This window comes from Longimicrobiaceae bacterium (assembly GCA_036375715.1).
In the GTDB taxonomy this organism is placed as follows: domain Bacteria; phylum Gemmatimonadota; class Gemmatimonadetes; order Longimicrobiales; family Longimicrobiaceae; genus DASVBS01.
On record DASVBS010000004.1, the window covers coordinates 1 to 17,387 of the forward strand.

At 67.1% G+C, this 17,387-nt stretch carries 17 protein-coding genes and 2 pseudogenes; 11 read left to right on the plus strand and 8 right to left on the minus strand.

Annotation, left to right across the window (positions count from 1 at the left end; translation table 11 throughout):
- Window positions 1–639 precede the first annotated feature (639 nt).
- Complete coding sequence (locus VF167_00135; protein HEX6923807.1) at window positions 640–843, plus strand: hypothetical protein; 204 nt, start codon at window positions 640–642, stop codon at window positions 841–843.
- A 41-nt stretch (window positions 844–884) separates the two neighbouring features.
- On the opposite strand, the gene VF167_00140 is transcribed toward VF167_00135, so the two are convergent.
- From VF167_00140 to VF167_00150, 3 genes are all read right to left on the minus strand, one after another.
- Window positions 885–1,304 (minus strand): Dabb family protein, encoded by a 420-nt coding sequence (locus tag VF167_00140; GenBank protein ID HEX6923808.1) that lies wholly within the window; start codon window positions 1,302–1,304, stop codon window positions 885–887.
- Window positions 1,305–1,492: 188 nt separating this feature from the next.
- The gene (locus VF167_00145) at window positions 1,493–2,710 is read right to left on the minus strand and encodes an alpha/beta fold hydrolase (protein HEX6923809.1); all 1,218 of its coding nucleotides are present in this window, start codon (window positions 2,708–2,710) and stop codon (window positions 1,493–1,495) included.
- Between the two features lie 327 nt (window positions 2,711–3,037).
- Window positions 3,038–3,439 (minus strand): DUF1801 domain-containing protein, encoded by a 402-nt coding sequence (locus VF167_00150; protein ID HEX6923810.1) that lies wholly within the window; start codon window positions 3,437–3,439, stop codon window positions 3,038–3,040.
- 370 nt (window positions 3,440–3,809) lie between these two features.
- Between VF167_00150 and VF167_00155 the strand changes: the two genes are divergently transcribed.
- On the plus strand, window positions 3,810–4,379 hold the full coding sequence (locus tag VF167_00155; GenBank protein ID HEX6923811.1) for a dihydrofolate reductase family protein: 570 nt from the start codon (window positions 3,810–3,812) through the stop codon (window positions 4,377–4,379).
- Between the two features lie 228 nt (window positions 4,380–4,607).
- Here VF167_00155 and VF167_00160 read toward each other — a convergent pair.
- From VF167_00160 to VF167_00170, 3 genes and pseudogenes are all read right to left on the minus strand, one after another.
- Window positions 4,608–4,712, minus strand: a pseudogene (locus VF167_00160) (DapH/DapD/GlmU-related protein).
- Window positions 4,713–4,949: 237 nt separating this feature from the next.
- Window positions 4,950–5,105: pseudogene (locus VF167_00165) on the minus strand (maltose acetyltransferase domain-containing protein).
- Between the two features lie 64 nt (window positions 5,106–5,169).
- Window positions 5,170–6,381: an MFS transporter gene (locus VF167_00170; GenBank protein HEX6923812.1), complete on the minus strand. Its 1,212-nt coding sequence runs from the start codon at window positions 6,379–6,381 to the stop codon at window positions 5,170–5,172.
- Between the two features lie 184 nt (window positions 6,382–6,565).
- Between VF167_00170 and VF167_00175 the strand changes: the two genes are divergently transcribed.
- Window positions 6,566–6,991, plus strand: a complete 426-nt coding sequence (locus tag VF167_00175) for a YciI family protein (GenBank protein HEX6923813.1) — start codon at window positions 6,566–6,568, stop codon at window positions 6,989–6,991.
- A gap of 216 nt (window positions 6,992–7,207) precedes the next feature.
- Here VF167_00175 and VF167_00180 read toward each other — a convergent pair whose 3' ends face one another.
- Window positions 7,208–9,433 (minus strand): NADP-dependent isocitrate dehydrogenase, encoded by a 2,226-nt coding sequence (locus VF167_00180; GenBank protein HEX6923814.1) that lies wholly within the window; start codon window positions 9,431–9,433, stop codon window positions 7,208–7,210.
- Window positions 9,434–9,656: 223 nt separating this feature from the next.
- Between VF167_00180 and VF167_00185 the strand changes: the two genes are divergently transcribed.
- The 8 genes from VF167_00185 to VF167_00220 all read left to right on the plus strand — a co-directional run bounded on the left by VF167_00185 (window position 9,657) and on the right by VF167_00220 (window position 16,629).
- Window positions 9,657–10,319, plus strand: coding sequence for a hypothetical protein (locus tag VF167_00185; protein HEX6923815.1), 663 nt, complete (start codon window positions 9,657–9,659; stop codon window positions 10,317–10,319).
- Window positions 10,316–11,446, plus strand: a complete 1,131-nt coding sequence (locus VF167_00190) for a glycogen-binding domain-containing protein (GenBank protein ID HEX6923816.1) — start codon at window positions 10,316–10,318, stop codon at window positions 11,444–11,446. Before VF167_00185 ends, VF167_00190 begins: the two co-directional genes overlap by 4 nt.
- Window positions 11,400–12,017 carry an RNA polymerase sigma factor gene (locus tag VF167_00195; GenBank protein ID HEX6923817.1) on the plus strand — a complete coding sequence of 206 codons (618 nt, stop codon included), beginning with the start codon at window positions 11,400–11,402 and terminating at the stop codon, window positions 12,015–12,017. The genes VF167_00190 and VF167_00195 overlap by 47 nt, the downstream gene beginning before the upstream one ends.
- Before the next feature lie 97 nt (window positions 12,018–12,114).
- The gene (locus VF167_00200; protein HEX6923818.1) at window positions 12,115–12,927 is read left to right on the plus strand and encodes a hypothetical protein; all 813 of its coding nucleotides are present in this window, start codon (window positions 12,115–12,117) and stop codon (window positions 12,925–12,927) included.
- A 202-nt stretch (window positions 12,928–13,129) separates the two neighbouring features.
- Window positions 13,130–14,122, plus strand: a complete 993-nt coding sequence (locus VF167_00205) for a DUF4382 domain-containing protein (protein ID HEX6923819.1) — start codon at window positions 13,130–13,132, stop codon at window positions 14,120–14,122.
- 217 nt (window positions 14,123–14,339) lie between these two features.
- Window positions 14,340–15,062: a 7-cyano-7-deazaguanine synthase QueC gene (gene queC / locus VF167_00210; protein ID HEX6923820.1), complete on the plus strand. Its 723-nt coding sequence runs from the start codon at window positions 14,340–14,342 to the stop codon at window positions 15,060–15,062.
- Window positions 15,063–15,074: 12 nt separating this feature from the next.
- Window positions 15,075–15,374 (plus strand): hypothetical protein, encoded by a 300-nt coding sequence (locus tag VF167_00215; protein HEX6923821.1) that lies wholly within the window; start codon window positions 15,075–15,077, stop codon window positions 15,372–15,374.
- Between the two features lie 202 nt (window positions 15,375–15,576).
- A complete protein-coding gene (locus tag VF167_00220; GenBank protein HEX6923822.1) occupies window positions 15,577–16,629 on the plus strand; it encodes an HD domain-containing phosphohydrolase in 1,053 nt (350 codons plus the stop codon).
- A gap of 77 nt (window positions 16,630–16,706) precedes the next feature.
- Here VF167_00220 and VF167_00225 read toward each other — a convergent pair whose 3' ends face one another.
- Window positions 16,707–17,165: a response regulator gene (locus tag VF167_00225; protein ID HEX6923823.1), complete on the minus strand. Its 459-nt coding sequence runs from the start codon at window positions 17,163–17,165 to the stop codon at window positions 16,707–16,709.
- Window positions 17,166–17,387: the final 222 nt, after the last annotated feature.

Here is a 17,387-nt window from a genome sequence, read left to right on the forward strand (position 1 = left end):
CTCGTGTGGTGCGTGTTCGTGTGAGGCAGGCTTGGACGAAGGGGGCGGCTCCAGCCGGCTAGGAGCGGCCCGCTTCTATCTCCCTCCCGGCCGGGTGGCACCGGCCGATCCCCCTCCCCTCACTGAAAGCTCTCCACCTCCGCGGCGTCTGCTCCCTCCAGGTGAGCGGCACCGCGCGTCTTCGTCCGTGGCAAGGAGTTTGGCAAGGATTCGGGCAAGGAACTGATGCAAATGGAAGCAAGGGAGCAGGACCGGCGGGAAGATGGGAGATGGGAGAAAGCCGCCCGAATGCTAGGAATTCACAGCGAGGCGCAGCAGGTCGCAAAAGTGCCGATGGAACTTGAAAACCGGCGGGCGCAAGCCCATCAGGGTTCGAATCCCTGGCCCTCCGCTGGATGTAAGTGTTTTTTAGACATGTGGTTACGGTGGGCGGGTCCGTCTCGGTTGAGGCGGGCCCGCTCGGCATTTGCGTGCCACTTGTGTGCCAAGTGTGCCGGGGCTTACTCCATTTCGGGCCGCCGGCGGCGTACGACATGAGCTGGCTGGCGACCGCGTACGGCAACCGGGCCGTTCCCTGATCTCCTGGTAGAGCCGTGACGTGCGGGCGCCGCCGAACGCGGTGCCGAGGACGGTGACCGCGTGCCGGCTGGGGTCCAGGAAGCCGACTCCGGGCACCCCGAACACAACGTGGGCCTGGTCGCCCGGGTGTGGCAGGACCAGCTCCGCGGACCGGGTGGCTGCGCTGGGCCGGCGGCGGCCGGGTATCGCCGGGCCGGCGCCCGACCGGTCCGGTGGCGCTCGGCCGGGCGGACCACCTCGCCGTCCAAGGCCAAGGATGCGTGATCTTGCGAGGACGGGGCGGCCTGCCCGGCTACGCCTATGGGTCAGCGGTCACCGTGTGGGCCAGGGGCGGCGCTGCCCTCGTAACTGGCAAGGTCCGACACCAGCTTGGTGAGTTCAGGGTCGTTGTCGTAGCGGCGTTGGTGCAGTGCGGCGATCTTCGCGGCCATGTCCGGGTCGTCGTTGTCGACGACGTCGTATGACACGAACGTGTTGCCCACCGGCAGCCCGATCATGTCGGTGTGGTGGTGAGCCGGGTGGATCAGGTACTCCCAGTACCCGTCCAGGTCTTCGATCACATAGGTCGCGGCGAACTCGTACTCACCGCCGATGTCGTGGCCGACGATGAACGACTTCACTGACGGGATCACCCGTCCCTGGTTACGCAGGCTCTCCAGCACCTCCTCCCGCTTCTCCGGCGGTACACCCGGCTTGAAGGTCATCCGCGTGCTGTGGTAGATCATCGATCTTTTCCTTTCTCTCGTCCGGTACGGCAGTCACCGAACCAGCAAGTTCGACTGGCTAACCACTCGCTTCCAGTGGTTGGAACATAGGAATGTAACGGGGCCAGCGGTTTCCGGACCGCGGAGTTGACGGTCTGCGCGAGTCGGCGGGGCGGAGTCGAAGTCCGGGGTCCTGGTGGCGCGGCCGCTCACCGTGCCTTACCCAAAACGACGGCCGGGGCACGGAACGTCTTGGTAAGCCAGTCGAGGACGACGCCGTTGAGGAGGACCGAGGCGCCGGGGTGGGAGTGGGTCGCGGCCGACTCCGCGGGGGTGAACGGCCGCAGGGTGGCCCACTCGCCCAACGCCTCGGCCAGCTTCTCTGCCTGGCCGGGGTTGAAGTGGTCGGTGGTGGCCGAGCACACCAGCACCGGGCAGGTGATCCTGTCCGTGACCCCCTCCAGCGTGTACGGACGGGCCTGTTCGAAGAACTCGTACGGGCTGGCGGCCCGGAAGCTCCACAGACCTTGCTCGATGTACCAGCGCAGGCCATTGTTGTCGGACATGGCGCGCCGGACCGCGGCGTTGAAGCCGTCGGCGTCCCCGGCGTCCAGCACGGTCCGCAGCTCGGGTGTCAGCAGGCCCAGCACCGACTGGTAGCCGTCGTAGAGGCCATCGATGGTGACCACGGCCCGGATGCGCGGCTCGAACGCGGCGGCGCGGGGAGCCAGGTAGCCACCGAAGGACACGCCCAGCAGGCCGAGGAGGGATGTGTCGATTTCCGGGGCTGTCTGGCAGTAGTCGACGACGGGGGTGACCACGGCCTCCCAGTCGTGGCGGAACCCGAGCCCTTGCCCGCGGACCACGCTCGGCTGCCCAGGCCCCTCGAAGGTCAGGACGTTGAAGCCGCGCTCCAGCGCGGCGAACCCGCAAAGATGCAGCATCTCCTCCTGGCTGCCGTCGAACCCGTTGAACATGAGGATGGTCGGACGGGGCGTGCGGTCGCGGCCGGCCCGGTAGAAGATCGCCGGTATGGCGAACCTGTCGGCCTGGATGGTGACCCGCTCGCCCGCCGGGTCGAGTTCGGTGATTGCGCGGTCGAACTGTTCGGTGGCGGCCGCCCAGGTCTGTTCGATGCGGGGATCGACGGGGTTGCCGTGCAAGAAGAAGTCGGCGGCGCGATAGTAGGACGCGGCACGGAAAGCCCGGTCCCGCCGGGTCACCGAAGAAGTGGAGTCGTCGTCCCATCCCTCGGTGGTCACACGCTTGGCGAGAGTGTGGAACTCCGTGTGCCAGCTCTCGAAGTCGCCGGGCGTGAGCCGGCCGGCCAGGTCCAGTACTTCGGCGATGTCGGCGCCACTATAGGGTGCGGTGCCGATCCAACGCAGCAGATTGAAGTTGAACGTCGGGTCGGGGCTGAGTTTCATCACGCCACCTCCTTTCGTGGGGCGAGCGCCCGCAGCGCGTTCACCCGGAAGACCGCCGGCTGGCGGTACCGGGTGCCGGTCACCTGTGCAACGTCGCCCCGGTCGGTAATCTCTTCCGGCTCGGCGCCCTCAGCGTGGCGGGCCGACGATGACGTTGCCGAACATCTCGGCCGCCTCCGCTATCCGGTCGAGGCGGATTATGGAGCGATCAGCCCGGTGAGCGCGAAGAAAGTCATCATCGCGACGCGCGTCTGAAACCGGAAGTCGCTGCCATCCACGATCCCGAGATCCGTACTACACCGGACGGGGACGAACCTGGCCGGTCTCTCACTTCCACCCAGGCACCCCCCTCGCCGCCGCGATCCACTTCCGCATCTCCGGCTTCTCCACCTCCTCCACCGAAGTCACCTTGATGTAACGGCTCCGGTCGCCCTCGCCGAGCGGGGGCGGGGAGTCGAAGTCGGCCCCACCCAGGAAGACCACGTTCACCGAGACGTCGTACGCCACCACCTCGACGATCCACCCCTGGTCGGGCACGCCGTAGTACGCCTTCTTCCACTTGATCGCGTATTGCAGATCGGGGATCGTCTCCCGGATCAGCTCGTCCACACGGCGGACGATGGGCTGCAGGTCGGGCATCACCCGGCGCATCCAGTCTTCGATCTGGGCGTGGTCATCGGAAGGGAGAGGTGGCTTCCGCGTTGTCCCCGGGTTCCGTGCTTTCGCCATGAGTCGTCCTCGTTCGAGCTTGGGGATGTTCTTGATCTCGTAGTTGCCGGCCGGTCAGGCGATTCGACAGCGCAAGGAAGCACTGACCGGGCCGCCGCGGGCCGCTCGACCGGCCGCAGGTCCCGCCGTAGACAATCCACCATAGCCACCTGCCAGTCCGGCGTCAGCGCCAGCTGAACCCTCCACCGCGGTTCCCCGAGGCGCTGCGGGCGGACTCTGGGCAACCCTCGGGCAGGGAGCCTTTCGGCAGATTCGCGGCCCTATCCTCGTTCTGTCACCACCCCTTTGTCGATCCGGGCCCGCGATGGTCGACGTAGGGTTGCAGTGCCTTTGAGCAGCTCAAGTCCAACCAGAACATGAAGGAGCGGTCATGAGCAGGCTAATCATGTGGAACCTGATCACGCTGGACGGAATGTTCGAGGGTCCGACCCCTTGGGACATCTCGTTCCTGGAATATGCCTGGAGCGAGGAGCTCCGTCAGTTCTCTCTCGAGCAAGCAGAGCAGGTAGGGGCCCTCGTCTTCGGGCGCCGCACGTACGAGGGGATGGCGGCCCACTGGACCCAGGCCACGGACGAGATCGCGGACTTCATGAACTCGGTCCCGAAGTTCGTCTTCTCTCGGACGCTCGAGCGGGCCGACTGGAACAACACCATACTGATCAAGGAGGACGCCGGGCCCGCCGTGGCGCGGCTGAAAGAGCAGTCCGGCAAGGACCTGTTCGTCTTCGGCAGCGCGGACCTCTGCGACACGCTGATCCGCCACGGCCTCTTTGACGAGTACCGCATCGGCCTCGTGCCTGTCACGCTGGGAGAGGGAAATCCTCTCTTCAAGACGGGCTCCAACCCGCTGAGGCTCCAGCTCCTGGAGCAGCGACCCCTCGGCGGGCGCTGCCTCCTGCTGCGATACCAGCCGCTTGCGGAGACTTCCTCCGACGGCTGAGCGGACCAACTTACGTCGCCTGGCCGGTCGGGCAGGCAGCCTCCGGGAATCTCCCGTGCTCGGCCACCTTTTGGCTGAACGTACCACCATGGGGCCCGGGCACGTCGCCATGCGGCTGCGCGCAGCGAAATCGAGTCAACCCGACCGGCCGCGTATCGCGGCTGTGCCAGCCTCCTCGATCTCCCTGATGACCCGGCAGGGATTCCCCGCGGCGAACACGCCTTCGGGCACGTCCCGGGTCACTACGCTGCCGGCGCCGATCACCGCGCGCGAGCCGATGCGGATGCCCGGCAGGATGATGGCGCCGCCCCCGACCCATACGTCCTCGCCGATCTCGATCGGCTTGCCGAACTCCTTTCCGCGGCGGGCCTGTGGATCGAGGGGGTGCATGGGGGTGAGGATCTGCACACCGGGGCCGAAGAGGGTGTAGCTGCCGATCCGCACCGGACACACGTCGAGCACGATGCAGTTGAAGTTGAAGAAGACCCGCTCTCCCAGCTCGATGTTCGATCCGTAGTCGCAGTAGAAGGGCGGCTGCATCCACACCGTGTCGCCGCCGGCCCCGAAGAGCTCACGGAGCAGACGGCGACGCTCTTCCTCCTCGCTCTCGCGCGTGTTGTTCAGCGCCTGGCAGAGATCCCGCGCCCGCATCCGCGCCGCAACCAGCTCCGGATCCATAGGATCGTACAGCTCTCCCGCCAGCATCTTCTCGCGTTCAGTCGGCATCGGCTGGTCATCCGGTTCATGATTTCAGGGGCGGAACGCCCGGGACGCGCAAGTTCGAAACCGCTCACCCCTCCCTCCCGATCGTCCGGGCGCTCCCCGCTCGTAGCCCGGCGCTCACCTTGGCCACCCAGACCAATACCAGGAACAGCATCGGGATCAGCCACCTGGCGGTCAGGTCGAAGAGGAAGCCGGCGATCACCGGTCCGACCGCCGCGATGGCGTAGCCGATCGATTGGGCCATGCCGGAGAGCCGCGTGGTGGTCTCCGTGTCGGGTGAGCGGAGCACCAGGAAGAGCAGCGCCAGCCCGAAGGTGCCGCCCAGAGCCACGCCGATGATGGCCACCCACACCACAGTGAGCGGGGATACCGCATCGTAGATCAGCCCTGTCAGCGCGACGCCCTCCAAAACGCCGAGCAGCCAGACCATGCCGCGCTGGTCACGCAGCCGGCCGGCGGCGACCGGGACCAGCGCCGAGCCCGCTATGCCGGTGGCCTGCGAGAGAGCGAGCATGAAGCCCGCGGTCGCCGGCGTCATCCCGCCGTCCTGCAGCAGGTCGGGGAGCCAGGCGAGCAGCACGTAGAAGGTCATCGACTGCAGCCCCATGAAGGCCGCGACCTCCCACGCCAGGCGCGACCGCCAGATCGAATCCCTCCCGCCCGAGATGGTACGACCCGCCTCCTTCGGCTCTGGGCTTGCCTTGAGTTGGGGGAGCCACACGCTCAGGGCGAGTACGGCGGGCAGCGCCCAAGCGGCCAGCACGCCCCGCCAACCGATGCGCACGCTCAGCGGGAAGCTGATCGCCGCGGCGATGGTGGCGCCCACCGCCATGACGCTGGAGTACATGCTGGTCATGAAGCCTGACCGGTGGGCGAAATCCCGCTTGACCAGAGCAGGGAGGAGGACGTTGCCGAGGGCGATGCCGATCCCCAGCAGTGCGGTGCCGCCGAAGAGAAGGGCCGGCGATCCGAAGGCGCGCGCCAGGCCGCCGGTGGCGATCAGCCCCAGGGAAACCGCGAGCGCGCCGCCGAACCCGAGTTGGGCGGTGACTGCGGGTGCGAGATTGGACACGAACGCGAAGGCGAGCAGCGGCAGCGTGGTCAGCAGGCCGAGCGCGGCGTGCGAGACCCCGGTCTCCGCCTGGATCTGGTCCACCAGAGGCCCCACGCTCGCCAGGGTCGGGCGGAGGTTGAAGGCAATGAAGAGGATACCGGCCGTGAGCAGGGGCCGGCGATAGCCCGCGCGTCGTTCCCGCACCCGGGTGTCTGCCCCTGTCATCGGTCGCCGCCAGAGGCCCGGGTCTCTGCTCTCGCCCCCGCTCTCACGGCCTTCGTCTGCGACGATCTGCGATGGCTGTCGAAATCGTCTACCCTCATCCGACGCCCTGCTGGAGTCGCACAGGATGCGGCGCTAAGCACGCCGCGACAGCGGTGAAACCTCACACCTTCACGGGGAGACAGCAATGCGCGTCATGGTACTGATCAAGGCGACGGCGGAGTCCGAGGCGGGCGTGATGCCGGAGGAGCGCCTGCTCCGCGAGATGGGAGACTTCAACGAGCAGCTGGTGAGGGCGGGGATCATGCTTGCGGGCGAGGGGCTCAAGCCCAGCTCCGAGGGCAAGCGGGTTCACTTCTCCGGCGATAAGCGGACGGTGATCGACGGGCCCTTCGCCGAGACCAAGGAGCTGATCGCCGGCTTCTGGCTGTGGCAGGTCAGCTCGATCGAAGAGGCCGTGGAGTGGGTGAAGCGGATTCCCAACCCGACCGGGGAAGAGTCGATCGTAGAGATCCGTCCGGTGTTCGAGACCGAGGATTTCGCGGAGGTCGATCCGACCGGGGAGGTGCGGGCCCAGGAGCAGCGCCTGCGGGCGGAGATGGAGGGGCGATAGGCGGGGGCTGGCGATCAGCCGTTGTCCGCTATTGGTTATCCGCTATCCGTTATCCGTTGTCCGTTGTTCTTGTGTGGCCCGGGCGGCCCGGACTCAGCCTGTCGGGACCGCCGAGGTCGATCGCGGGGTGCCTCCATCGCTAGTTACCGAAGGAGGCACCACTGCAGACATCCGTTCCTTACTGTTAACGGATAACGGATAACGGATAACCTTCCTTCAAATCCCGTCGATAATCCCGTTCAGCGTCGCGCTCGGCCGCATCGCCGCGGCGGTCAGCTGCGGATCGGGCAGGTAATAGCCCCCGATGTTCTGCGGGGAGCCCTGCGCCCCGATCAGGTCGGCCACGATCTTCCGCTCGTTCTCCGCCAGAGCTTCCGCCACGGGCCGGAACTTCTCCGCCAGCGCCGGATCGTCGGTCTGGGCGGCCAGCGCCTGCGCCCAGTACATGGTCAGGTAGAAGGTGCTGCCGCGGTTGTCGATCTGGCCGAGCTTGCGCGCGGGCTCCTTGCCTTCCTTCAGATAGCGCGCGGTCGCGTCGTCGAGGGTCTCGGCCAGCACGTGGGCGCCCGCGTTGTCGAAGCGCTCGCTCAGGTGCTGCAACGAGGCGGCCAGCGCCATGTACTCGCCGAGCGAATCCCAGCGCAGGTACCCCTCCTCGAGGAACTGCTGCACGTGCTTCGGCGCGGAGCCACCCGCGCCGGTCTCGAAGAGGCCGCCGCCGGCGAGCAGCGGAACGATCGAGAGCATGCGCGCGCTGGTCCCGATCTCGAGAATGGGGAAGAGATCGGTCAGGTAATCGCGGAGCACGTTGCCCGTCACCGAGATCGTGTCTTCGCCGCGACGGATCCGCTCCAGCGAGAACTTCATCGCCTCCGCCGGCGCCATGATCTCGATCTGTAGCCCCTCCAGATCGTGCTCCTTCAGGTACTCCTCCACCTTGCGGATCAGCTCGGCATCGTGGGCGCGGTCGCGGTCGAGCCAGAAGACCGCCGGGACGCCGGTGGCCCGGGCGCGGTTGACGGCCAGCTTCACCCAGTCGCGCACCGCCACGTCCTTGGTCTGGCAGGCGCGCCAGATGTCCCCCGCTTCGACCTCCGTCTCGGACAGGACGTTCCCGGCGGCGTCGACCACGCGCACCACGCCGTCGCTCGGGATCTCGAAGGTCTTATCGTGCGAGCCGTACTCCTCCGCCTTCTGCGCCATCAGCCCCACGTTCGACACGCTCCCCATGGTGGCGGGATCGAACTGCCCGTTCGCCTTGCAATCCTCGATCATCGCCTGGTAGATGGGGGCGTAGCTCGAATCGGGGATCACCGCCTTGGTGTCCTGCAGCTCTCCCGCCGCGTTCCACATCTTCCCGCCGTCGCGGATCATCGGCGGCATGGAGGCGTCGATGATGATGTCGCTGGGGACGTGCAGGTTGGTGATCCCCTTGTCGGAGTTCACCATGGCGAGCGCCGGTCCGCGTTCGTACACCGCGCGGATGTCCGCCTCCACCTCCGCGCGCTCGTTCTCCGGGAGAGCGGCGATCTTGCGGACGACGTCTCCGAAGCCGTCGTTCGGGTTCACCCCGAGGCGGCGGAAGCGCTCCGCGTGTTTTTCGAACACGTCTCGGAAGTACACGCGCACTGCGTGACCGAAGATGATGGGGTCGGAAACCTTCATCATCGTGGCCTTCAGGTGCAGGGAGAAGAGGATCCCCTGTGCGCGAGCCTCTTCCACCTGACGCTCGAGGAACTCGACGAGCCGCCTGCGGCTCATGAAGGTGGTGTCCAGGACCTCGCCCGCCTCCAGGGGGAGCGATTCGCGCAGCACGGTGACTGTTCCGTCCCGGGACACGTGCTCGATCCGCACCGTGGTCGGCTCGCGGAGGGTGATCGACCGTTCGTTGTGGCGGAAGTCTCCCGCATCCATGGTGGCGACGTGGGTCTTCGACTCGGGAGACCACGGCTTCATGCGCGGGGGATTGCTGCGCGCGAATTCCTTTACCGAGCGCGGCGCGCGGCGGTCGGAGTTCCCCTCGCGCAGGACCGGGTTCACGGCGCTTCCCTTGACCCGGTCGTAGCGCGCCCGTATCTCCTTCTCCTGGTCCGTGGAGGGCTCGTCCGGATAGTCGGGCAGGTCGTAGCCCTTCCCGCGCAGCTCCTCGATGCAGGCACGAAGCTGCGGAATCGAGGCGCTGATGTTGGGAAGCTTGATGATGTTCGCTTCCGGCGTCTTCACCAGGCGCCCGAGCTCCGCCAGGTCGTCGGAGACACGCTGATGCTCGGGAAGGAGGTCGGAAAAGGCGGCGAGCACTCGGCCGGCCAGGGAGATGTCCCGGGTCTCCACGGGCACGCCGGTTGCACCGGCGAAGGCGCGCACTGTGGGGAGGAAGGCGTGGGTGGCAAGGGCCGGTGCCTCGTCCGTCCAGGTATAGATGATCGGGGGCGACTTCGTCATTGAGACTCGCTCTCGTCGGGCAGAAGTGAACGCATAACGCTAGCTGTCGGCGGTAAGGGTACTACAAGAAGGCCGCTTGAGAAACCGGCGGGGGGTCCGGGAAGCAAAAATGTGACCCGCAACCCGCCGTGGTCGTCTAAAGGTCAGCGGTGTGCTAGCCGTTATTCTCGAACCCCGTGGTCCGAAATCGGCCAAGCCATTGTGGCTACGGAAATTGGCAACGATGAACACACTCGACGACCGACTGCACGACGCCCTGGACGGCGACCTGCCGCCGGAGGCACTGACTATAGAGGAACGGGAGCAGCTGCAACTGCTCTCGGCTCGCTTGAAGGAGATCACGAACGCCGTTCGCTCCGTCCCGTCGCCGGACCTGACCGCTCGGGTCATGGCGGCGCTCCCGGATGCGGAGGGGGCTGTGGCGCCAGAGCCGGCGCGGCCCGGGCTCCTCGCCCGGCTGGTGCGCTGGTTATGGGCTCCGGTCTCGATCCCCATCCGACCGGCGTACGCGCTGGGCGCCGTAATGCTCGCCCTGCTGGCGGTGCCCGTCCGGGAGGCAATCGGCCCGACCACTCCTTCGTCGCCTCGGGTCGCGGCAAACGAGGAGGGGCCGCGGCTGTACGTGCAGTTCAGGCTGGAGGTGCCGGGGGCCACGCGCGTCGCGGTGGCCGGAAGCTTCACCGGATGGCAGCCCCAGTACGAGCTCCAGGAGGTTTCGCCCGGGGTCTGGTCAGCGCTGGTTCCTCTGCGGCCGGGCGTGCATGATTACACTTTCGTGATCGACGGAACGCGGATGGTGACGGATCCGTACGCCCCGCGTGTCGCCGACAGCTTTGGCGGCAGCAATAGTCGATTGTTCCTCCCCGCTCCCGACGGTAGGGCGTGAAGCGGTTGCCATTCCTGGCGGGCGGATGGATCCTCCTGGTTCTGAGGTCGTTCGCGGCTGGGGAGGCGGAGGGGCAGGGGTGGATCGTGGACGCCTCGGCGGGAGCCGCCGAGTACGATGCGCTGCCCGAGGAGGTCGGTAGCGTCAACGCCATCGTAGGCGTGCAGCGGGATGGACCGGTGTGGATGTCGGTGGCGGGAGGTGTCCCGCTCGATTCGACCGCCATTCCCTGGGCGGCGGGAGCGGTGGGAAGCAAATTATCCCGCTGGCTGGGCAACTGGGAGATGGGTGTGGAAGCCTCGGTGTTGGGCTTCGGCTACCGCGTCTCCGAGCTCGGCTCGACCGGGGTGGGCGCTACCCTATCGGGGTTGCCGTTCGTGGCGTACTCGCTCGGACCCGCCCGGGTGGAGGCGCGGTCGGGCGTGTCCCACTACACCTGGGCGTTCGACGACAGCAGCGCCTCGCGCACGCTCTACGACAGCTCGCTGCGAGGTGCCTTGTCGGTCAACCCCTCTCTGGGTCTCGTTGCGGAAGGGAGGCTGGTTTCCGCGGCCGAGGGAGTGTATCCCTATGCGAGCGCCGGCGTGCAGTTCAACGGCGAGCGGGGTAGGGCATGGCTGAGCGCCGGGCGGTGGATGGCCGAGAACCTGGATCAGGGGGGCTGGTCGATCGGCGGGCAGGTGAATCTGTCGCCGCGGGTGGCCGCACACGCCTCCTTCGCCCGCGAGGCTGACGATCCGCTATATTGGAACGGGCCGCGCACGATCTGGCGGATCGGGATGAGCCGCCGGCTGGGTAGCCGGAACCTCGCCCCGAGCGCGCTGCCTCCTCCCGAAGACTTCCAGACGACGGAAGGGAGTGTCGTCCTGCGGGTGGAAGCGGACGAGGTCGATCTCGACAAGGACGGCGGGGCCCTGGCAGTTGCCGGCGACTTCACCAGTTGGAAGCCGGTTCCGATGACCTTCCGGGACGGAGCGTGGGAGCTCAGCGTCCACCTTCCGCCTGGCATCTATCACTATGCTTTCCAGCTCCCCGACGGGAGCTGGTTCCTCCCCGAGTCGATCCGGAATCGGGTCGACGATGGCTTTGGCGGTGTCAACGGAGTTCTGGTCGTCGTCCAGTCCTGAAGTGCCACCGGAATCGGGGCCTGAAGACACGGACGCAGAACTCGTAGCTCGCGTTCTTGCGGGTGAACGTGAGTGCTACGCCGAGCTCGTCCGCCGCTACCAGGACAGGTTTTTCCGGCACGCGCTGGGAATGCTCGGCACCGCCGACGCCGCAGCGGATCTCACGCAGGACTGTCTGATCCGCGCCTACACACGGCTCTCGACCTGTGCCGATCCCGCCCGCTTTGGAGCCTGGGCCTTTCGCATCCTGCGAAACGGCTGCCTCGACTATCTAAAGGATCGCCGTCGGAATGCCGTTCCTATAGAAGACGAGCTCGTCGTCGGCATCTCCGAGGAGGATCCGATGCTCTCACTCGAGCAGGCCGAGATCCGCGGCGCCGTCTTCCGAGCCCTGGAAGCGATTCCTCCGGCGCAGCGCGAAGCCTTCCTCATGAAGCACGTGGAGGAAGCTTCCTACGAAGAGATGGCGGAGCGGTTGGGTGCCTCCATCAGTGCCCTGAAGATGCGGGTCAAGCGAGCCCGCGAAGCCCTGCAGGTACTCCTCGCCAGCGAGCTCAAGTCCGATTTGTGACCCGAGCCGCGACAAAATCGTCATAAAGTCGTAGCGGCTCTCCGCCGCAGAACCGCAGATGTCAACTCGCTTCCGCTCATATCGAGCGTCGCGTGGGATGATCCGAATTATCATTCTTTTTGCGATGCTGGCGCCCGCGACCTCCCCGCGCGTCGCTTTCTCCCAGGACCCTGAGGCGCGCATCGAAGCCGCTCGCCGCGCCGTTGCGGAAGCGGGTATCCCCACCACCCTCATCGACACGCGGGTGGCGGAGGGCAAAGCCAAAGGAATTCCGATGGAGCGGATCGCCGCGGTGGTCGAGCGGCGTGCCCAGTTACTCGCCAGCGCGCAGGAGGCGATGGCGGGTGTCCCGGGGCTCACTGCCGCGGATCTCGCCGCCGGAGCGGATGCCCTCGAGGCGGGGATCGACCGCGGCTCGCTGCGGGCGGTGATCCAGGGAGCGCGGGCGCAAGATCGGCCAGTGGCGATTGCGGTCCTCACCTATCTGCACCGCGAAGGAGGACTCCCCGTCGGCCTGGCTCTACAACGTGTCCGCACGGCTATGGGGGAGGGGCCGGACGCCTTGCGAACCCTCCCGGGACGCGCGGCTGCAGCCGCCGCGCGCGGCGGACCGCCACCGTGGGCCGGTCCGGGCGTCGGAGGGGAGGCAGCCGGGAAGGCGGGCGCACCGCCGGCGGCCGTGCCGGCACCCGGAGAGCGGCCCGGGCATGGGAGGCCGGAACGATCGGGCCGAGGGATTTCCGGTGGGAATTCCCCCGGCCCTGGTCATTCCGGAACGCCTCCGGGCAAGGGCGGGACGCCTCCCGGACAGGACGGCACGCCTCCCGGGCAGGGCGGCTCAAACGGACAGGGCGGCTCATCCGGACAGGCAGGTGGGGGATCCACTTCGGGGGGCCCGAGCTTGAATTGATCCGCATAGGGACTCCCGTGGCGGTGAGGTCGATTCGATCCCGAATCGGCCTTTTTTGCTGCCGTCGGGACGGCTTGCTCACGGGCGCAAATACTCTGTATGGTTTTACCGCCGTGTGACCGATACTGCTCTCCAGGCGTCACTTAGATGGAAGGAAGGACCGTGCTTCCCGGCAGGAAGCAATCAGAATCCCACCACTACCGTGAAGCAAATTTTCCTCAGAAGTCTTTCGCTCGTGGCCCTGCCGCTCCTGCTGGCGGCCTGCAACAGCCAGAGCACCGGGCCGGTTGCGGAAGGGGATGCGCGACTCTCGCTACTCCTCACCGACGCACCTGGCGACCTGCGAGCCGCCGTGGTGACGATCAGCGACATCTACCTGCAGGGGGGAGACGCCACCGGCCGCATCTACCTGCGCCAAGACGACCCGGTCACCACCGACCTGCTGTCGCTCGCGAACGACGTGGTCGAGCTGGTCGACGACCACGAGATTCCGGCGGGGCGGTATTCGCAGCTGCGCTTCGTGATCAGCGGGGCGTACATCGAGCTGGAAGACTCTGACGGGGGAACGACGGTCTACGCGACCTCTCCCGACTATGAGGGCCTGCCGGCGGGCGTCGAGGTGGACGGGGAGCTGCAGTGTCCAAGCTGCGCGCAGAGCGGGTTCAAGGTTCTGCTCGGTCCGGTCAACGGCGACCATACCGGGGGAGATGCGGAGGAGGTAGACGACGTCGAGGTGGTCCTGGAGGGCGAAGAGACGCTGCTCGTCGACTTCGACGTCTCGCGGAGCTTCGGGCACGAGGCGGGCAATTCCGGCAAGTGGGTGATGAGGCCGACGCTCAAGGCCACGCGGTTGGTCACGGCGGCCGAGGTAGTCGTGAACCTGGGCCTGGATGATCCGGAGCTGCCGCTTCCCGAGCTCGAGGGCGCGCCGCTGGGTCTGACAAGTTTCACGGCGACGCTCACGCCGGCTGGCGGCGGCGATCCCCGGACGGCCGAGCTCACCGACGCGGATGGGGATGGCGTGTACGAGGCGCGGTTCGGCTATCTGTTCCCCGGCGAGTACTCCGTCGGCCTGGTCGGGCCGGAGGGAATCGCCTTCCTCACCAACGCCACGCTGCCGGTTGCGGTAGAGGTTTCCGAGGGTGGTGAAGCCACCGTGGACCTGCGGCTCACCGAGATCACCCTGGGGGAATAGAACGTCCCCACCGCTGGTTGCGTTGGTAGAGGAGCGGGAGGCGGGCCAGGGGGCCGCCTCCCGCTCGTTCGTGTTTCCCTGATGGGGGGCGTGTCTCCCATGGCCCCAGCCGCGAAGCCTGCGACATGGACGCGCGCCGGTGCCCGCGGTTATTCTGCGGGGAAGGGAAAAACGGCGTTCAGGGTGATCGCCCAACGGCAACCGTGGCTTCGATCGCATGACATCCGTGCAGGAAGGAGGTGCTGCACCCCGAGCGGTGGTGCTTCTCAGCGGCGGCCTGGACTCGGCCACCGCCCTGGCGATTGCCCGAGCAGACGGATATCAGCCGTACGCGCTGAGCGTGCGCTATGGCCAGCGTCACGGCGTCGAGCTGGCAGCGGCCCGCCGTGTGGCCGAGGCGATCGGAGTGGCCCGGCATGCCATCGTCGACGTGGACCTGCGCGGGTTCGGCGGCTCGGCGCTCACCAGCGACCTCGCGGTGCCGAAGGGGGCGGATGCGGAGGGCGGGGAAGGGGAGATTCCCATCACCTACGTGCCCGCGCGAAACACGATTCTTCTGTCGCTCGGGCTCGCTTGGGCCGAAACTCTGGAGGCAGAGGCCCTGTTCATCGGGGTGAACGCAGTCGACTACAGTGGCTATCCCGACTGCCGTCCGGAGTATCTGGCCGCCTACCAGCGGATGGCGGACCTGGCGACGCGGGTGGGCGTGGAGCGGCCAGGCGCCATTCGCATCCACGCTCCGCTGCTGTACCTCTCCAAGGCGGAGATCATCCGGCGCGGGGTGGAGTTGGGGGTGGATTACGGGATGACGATCTCCTGCTACGATCCCACCGACGACGGCGTTGCCTGCGGTGAATGTGCGGCCTGCCGCCTCCGCCTGCGCGGCTTCGCCGAGGCCGGGCTGGTGGACCCGACGCGGTATCGGACAAGTAGCCCCTGAAAGATCGGCACGATGAGCAACTCACCGGGCTCCGCCCCGCTCACCCGGGCGCAGAGCGACATGATGACGCAGGTCGACGCGATCCTTGGACGCCATCCGCGCATCCAGCCTTTGCTCGAGCGCGGCTGGACGCTCGACCTCGGCTGCAACGACACCGCGATCTGGGTCACGGCGGTCGGACCGGAGCGTTCCCGGGCGGAAGCGCGACTGGATGCGCCACGGTGGTGGCTGCCCTCCCGTTCTGGCCGGGCGCTGGCCATCACCGAGGAACTGGTCCAGGCGCTGGAGTCGGCGCTCTCGTCCACCGATTGAAGCCCCTTCCCCGGGACGGCATCGCATCGGCGAAGCCCCTTGCCCCAGCCGTTATCCAGCTTCACCAGGTCCCACGGGCAACGGCGCGTAGAGTCGAATAGCGCGCTCAACGCCTGGCACAACATCATGTGCCTTGCCAGGCACATATCTTACGTCAAAATTGTGTGAGCCACGATCCTGTGCCCTCGCGCCGGGTGCTGAAATGACTGTGCAGCCAAACGTCGCGCGCGCGGTAACGCGCCGCGAGCAGATGGAGACCGCCCGCATCCTGATCGTAGAGGACGACCCCTCGATCGTGATGCTCCTGCAGTGGATGCTGCGGCAAGAGGGCTACCGGAACCTCGCCACCACCAGCGATGCGCGGCAGGTGGTGACCCTGTTCCGGACCTTCCATCCGGACCTGGTGCTGCTCGACCTGCACCTACCCTACCGCAGTGGCCTCTCCCTTCTCGAGGAGATCCGCGCCGAGCTGTCCGAAGACGAGTATCTGCCCGTGCTGGTGCTCACCGGCGACATCTCGGCTGAGGCGCGGGAGAAGGCGCTCACCAGCGGCGCCAAGGATTTCCTCCGCAAGCCCTTCGACCAGATCGAGGTGCTCCTGCGCATCGAGAACCTGCTGGAAACGCGGTTCCTGCACCGCCGGCTGGCGGATCGCCGTGCCGAGCTGGAGCGGGAGGTCGAGGAGCGCACGCGCGAGCTGCAGGCGGCTCAGATCGAGATCCTCGACCGGCTCACCACGGCCGTGGAGATGCACGATGACATCACTGGCCATCACACCCGCCGGGTGGGTGAGGTAGCGGCGAGCATGGCCAGCGTGCTCGGCCTGGATGCGCAGAAGGTCGACCTGATTCGCCGTGCCGCTCCGCTGCACGACGTGGGCAAGGTGGGGATTCCGGACACGCTGCTGAAAAAGCCCGGCCCCCTCACCGAGGAGGAGTTCGGGCTGGTGAAGACGCACACCACCATCGGCGCGCGGATGCTCGAGGGCGGCGCCTCGGAGCTGATGCGCGTGGCGCGCGACATCGCGCTCTCGCACCACGAGCGCTGGGACGGCACGGGGTACCCTCACGGACTGCGGGGCGAGGAGATCCCGCTACCGGCGCGCATCGTCGCGTTGGCGGACTACTGCGACGCCCTGGCGCACGATCGCCCATACCGCAAAGCCTGGCCGCGAGAGAGGATCCGGAAAGAGGTCAGGCGGCAGTCGGGCGCTCATTTCGATCCTCAGGTGGTGGAAGCCTTCTTCACCCTCTGAGGACCGCGCCTCTATGGCGGACCCGACGCTTGCTGCTGCGCCGGCGGCTAACCCATTGCCGGGTCGAGGCCGCCGGATCAGCCCTGGGCTGCCTCCTGCAGCTCGCGCTCCAGGCCCTCCTCCCACTCCCGACGCTCCAGCATGCGGGCCTGTGCGCGCACGGTTCGCCGGAGCTTCCGCATCTCGAGGAGCGACTTGACCCGCAGAAGTACCTCGATCTGCTCGAAAGGCTTGGTGATGAAATCGCGCGCCCCCTCGGCGAGGGCGCGAACCTTCGCCTCCGGCTGCACCTCTCCCGTCATCACCAGGATCGGGAAGTTCCGGTCGCCCGCCAGCAGCGGTTTCAGCGCGCGCAGGACATCGTATCCGTCCAGATACGGCATCTGAAGGTCGAGGAGGAGGATGTCAGGACGGAAGGAGTCGAACAGAGTGACGGCTTCCCGCGAGTCGGTCAACGTCGCCAACTCGCGGTAACCCGCCTGCTGGAGCAGCTTCTCCAGCGACCAGACGAGGCTGTCCTCGTCGTCGACGATCATGATACGTCCGCCACCGGAGTCGGCGCAGAGCACGGGCGCCGGAGCGGACTGCGTGGGCTGGATGGGAAGATCCGTACGCCAGTATAAGTCCGCCTTGCTGTACCGGGCCGCTCCCCGATTCCCAGGGCAGACGAAAAGGTTGCGGGTAAGGTGGGAGCGGTCGTACGACCGACGGTCGGGGAAAACGATCGGCGACAGGTGCTCCTCGCCACAACTCTTGCA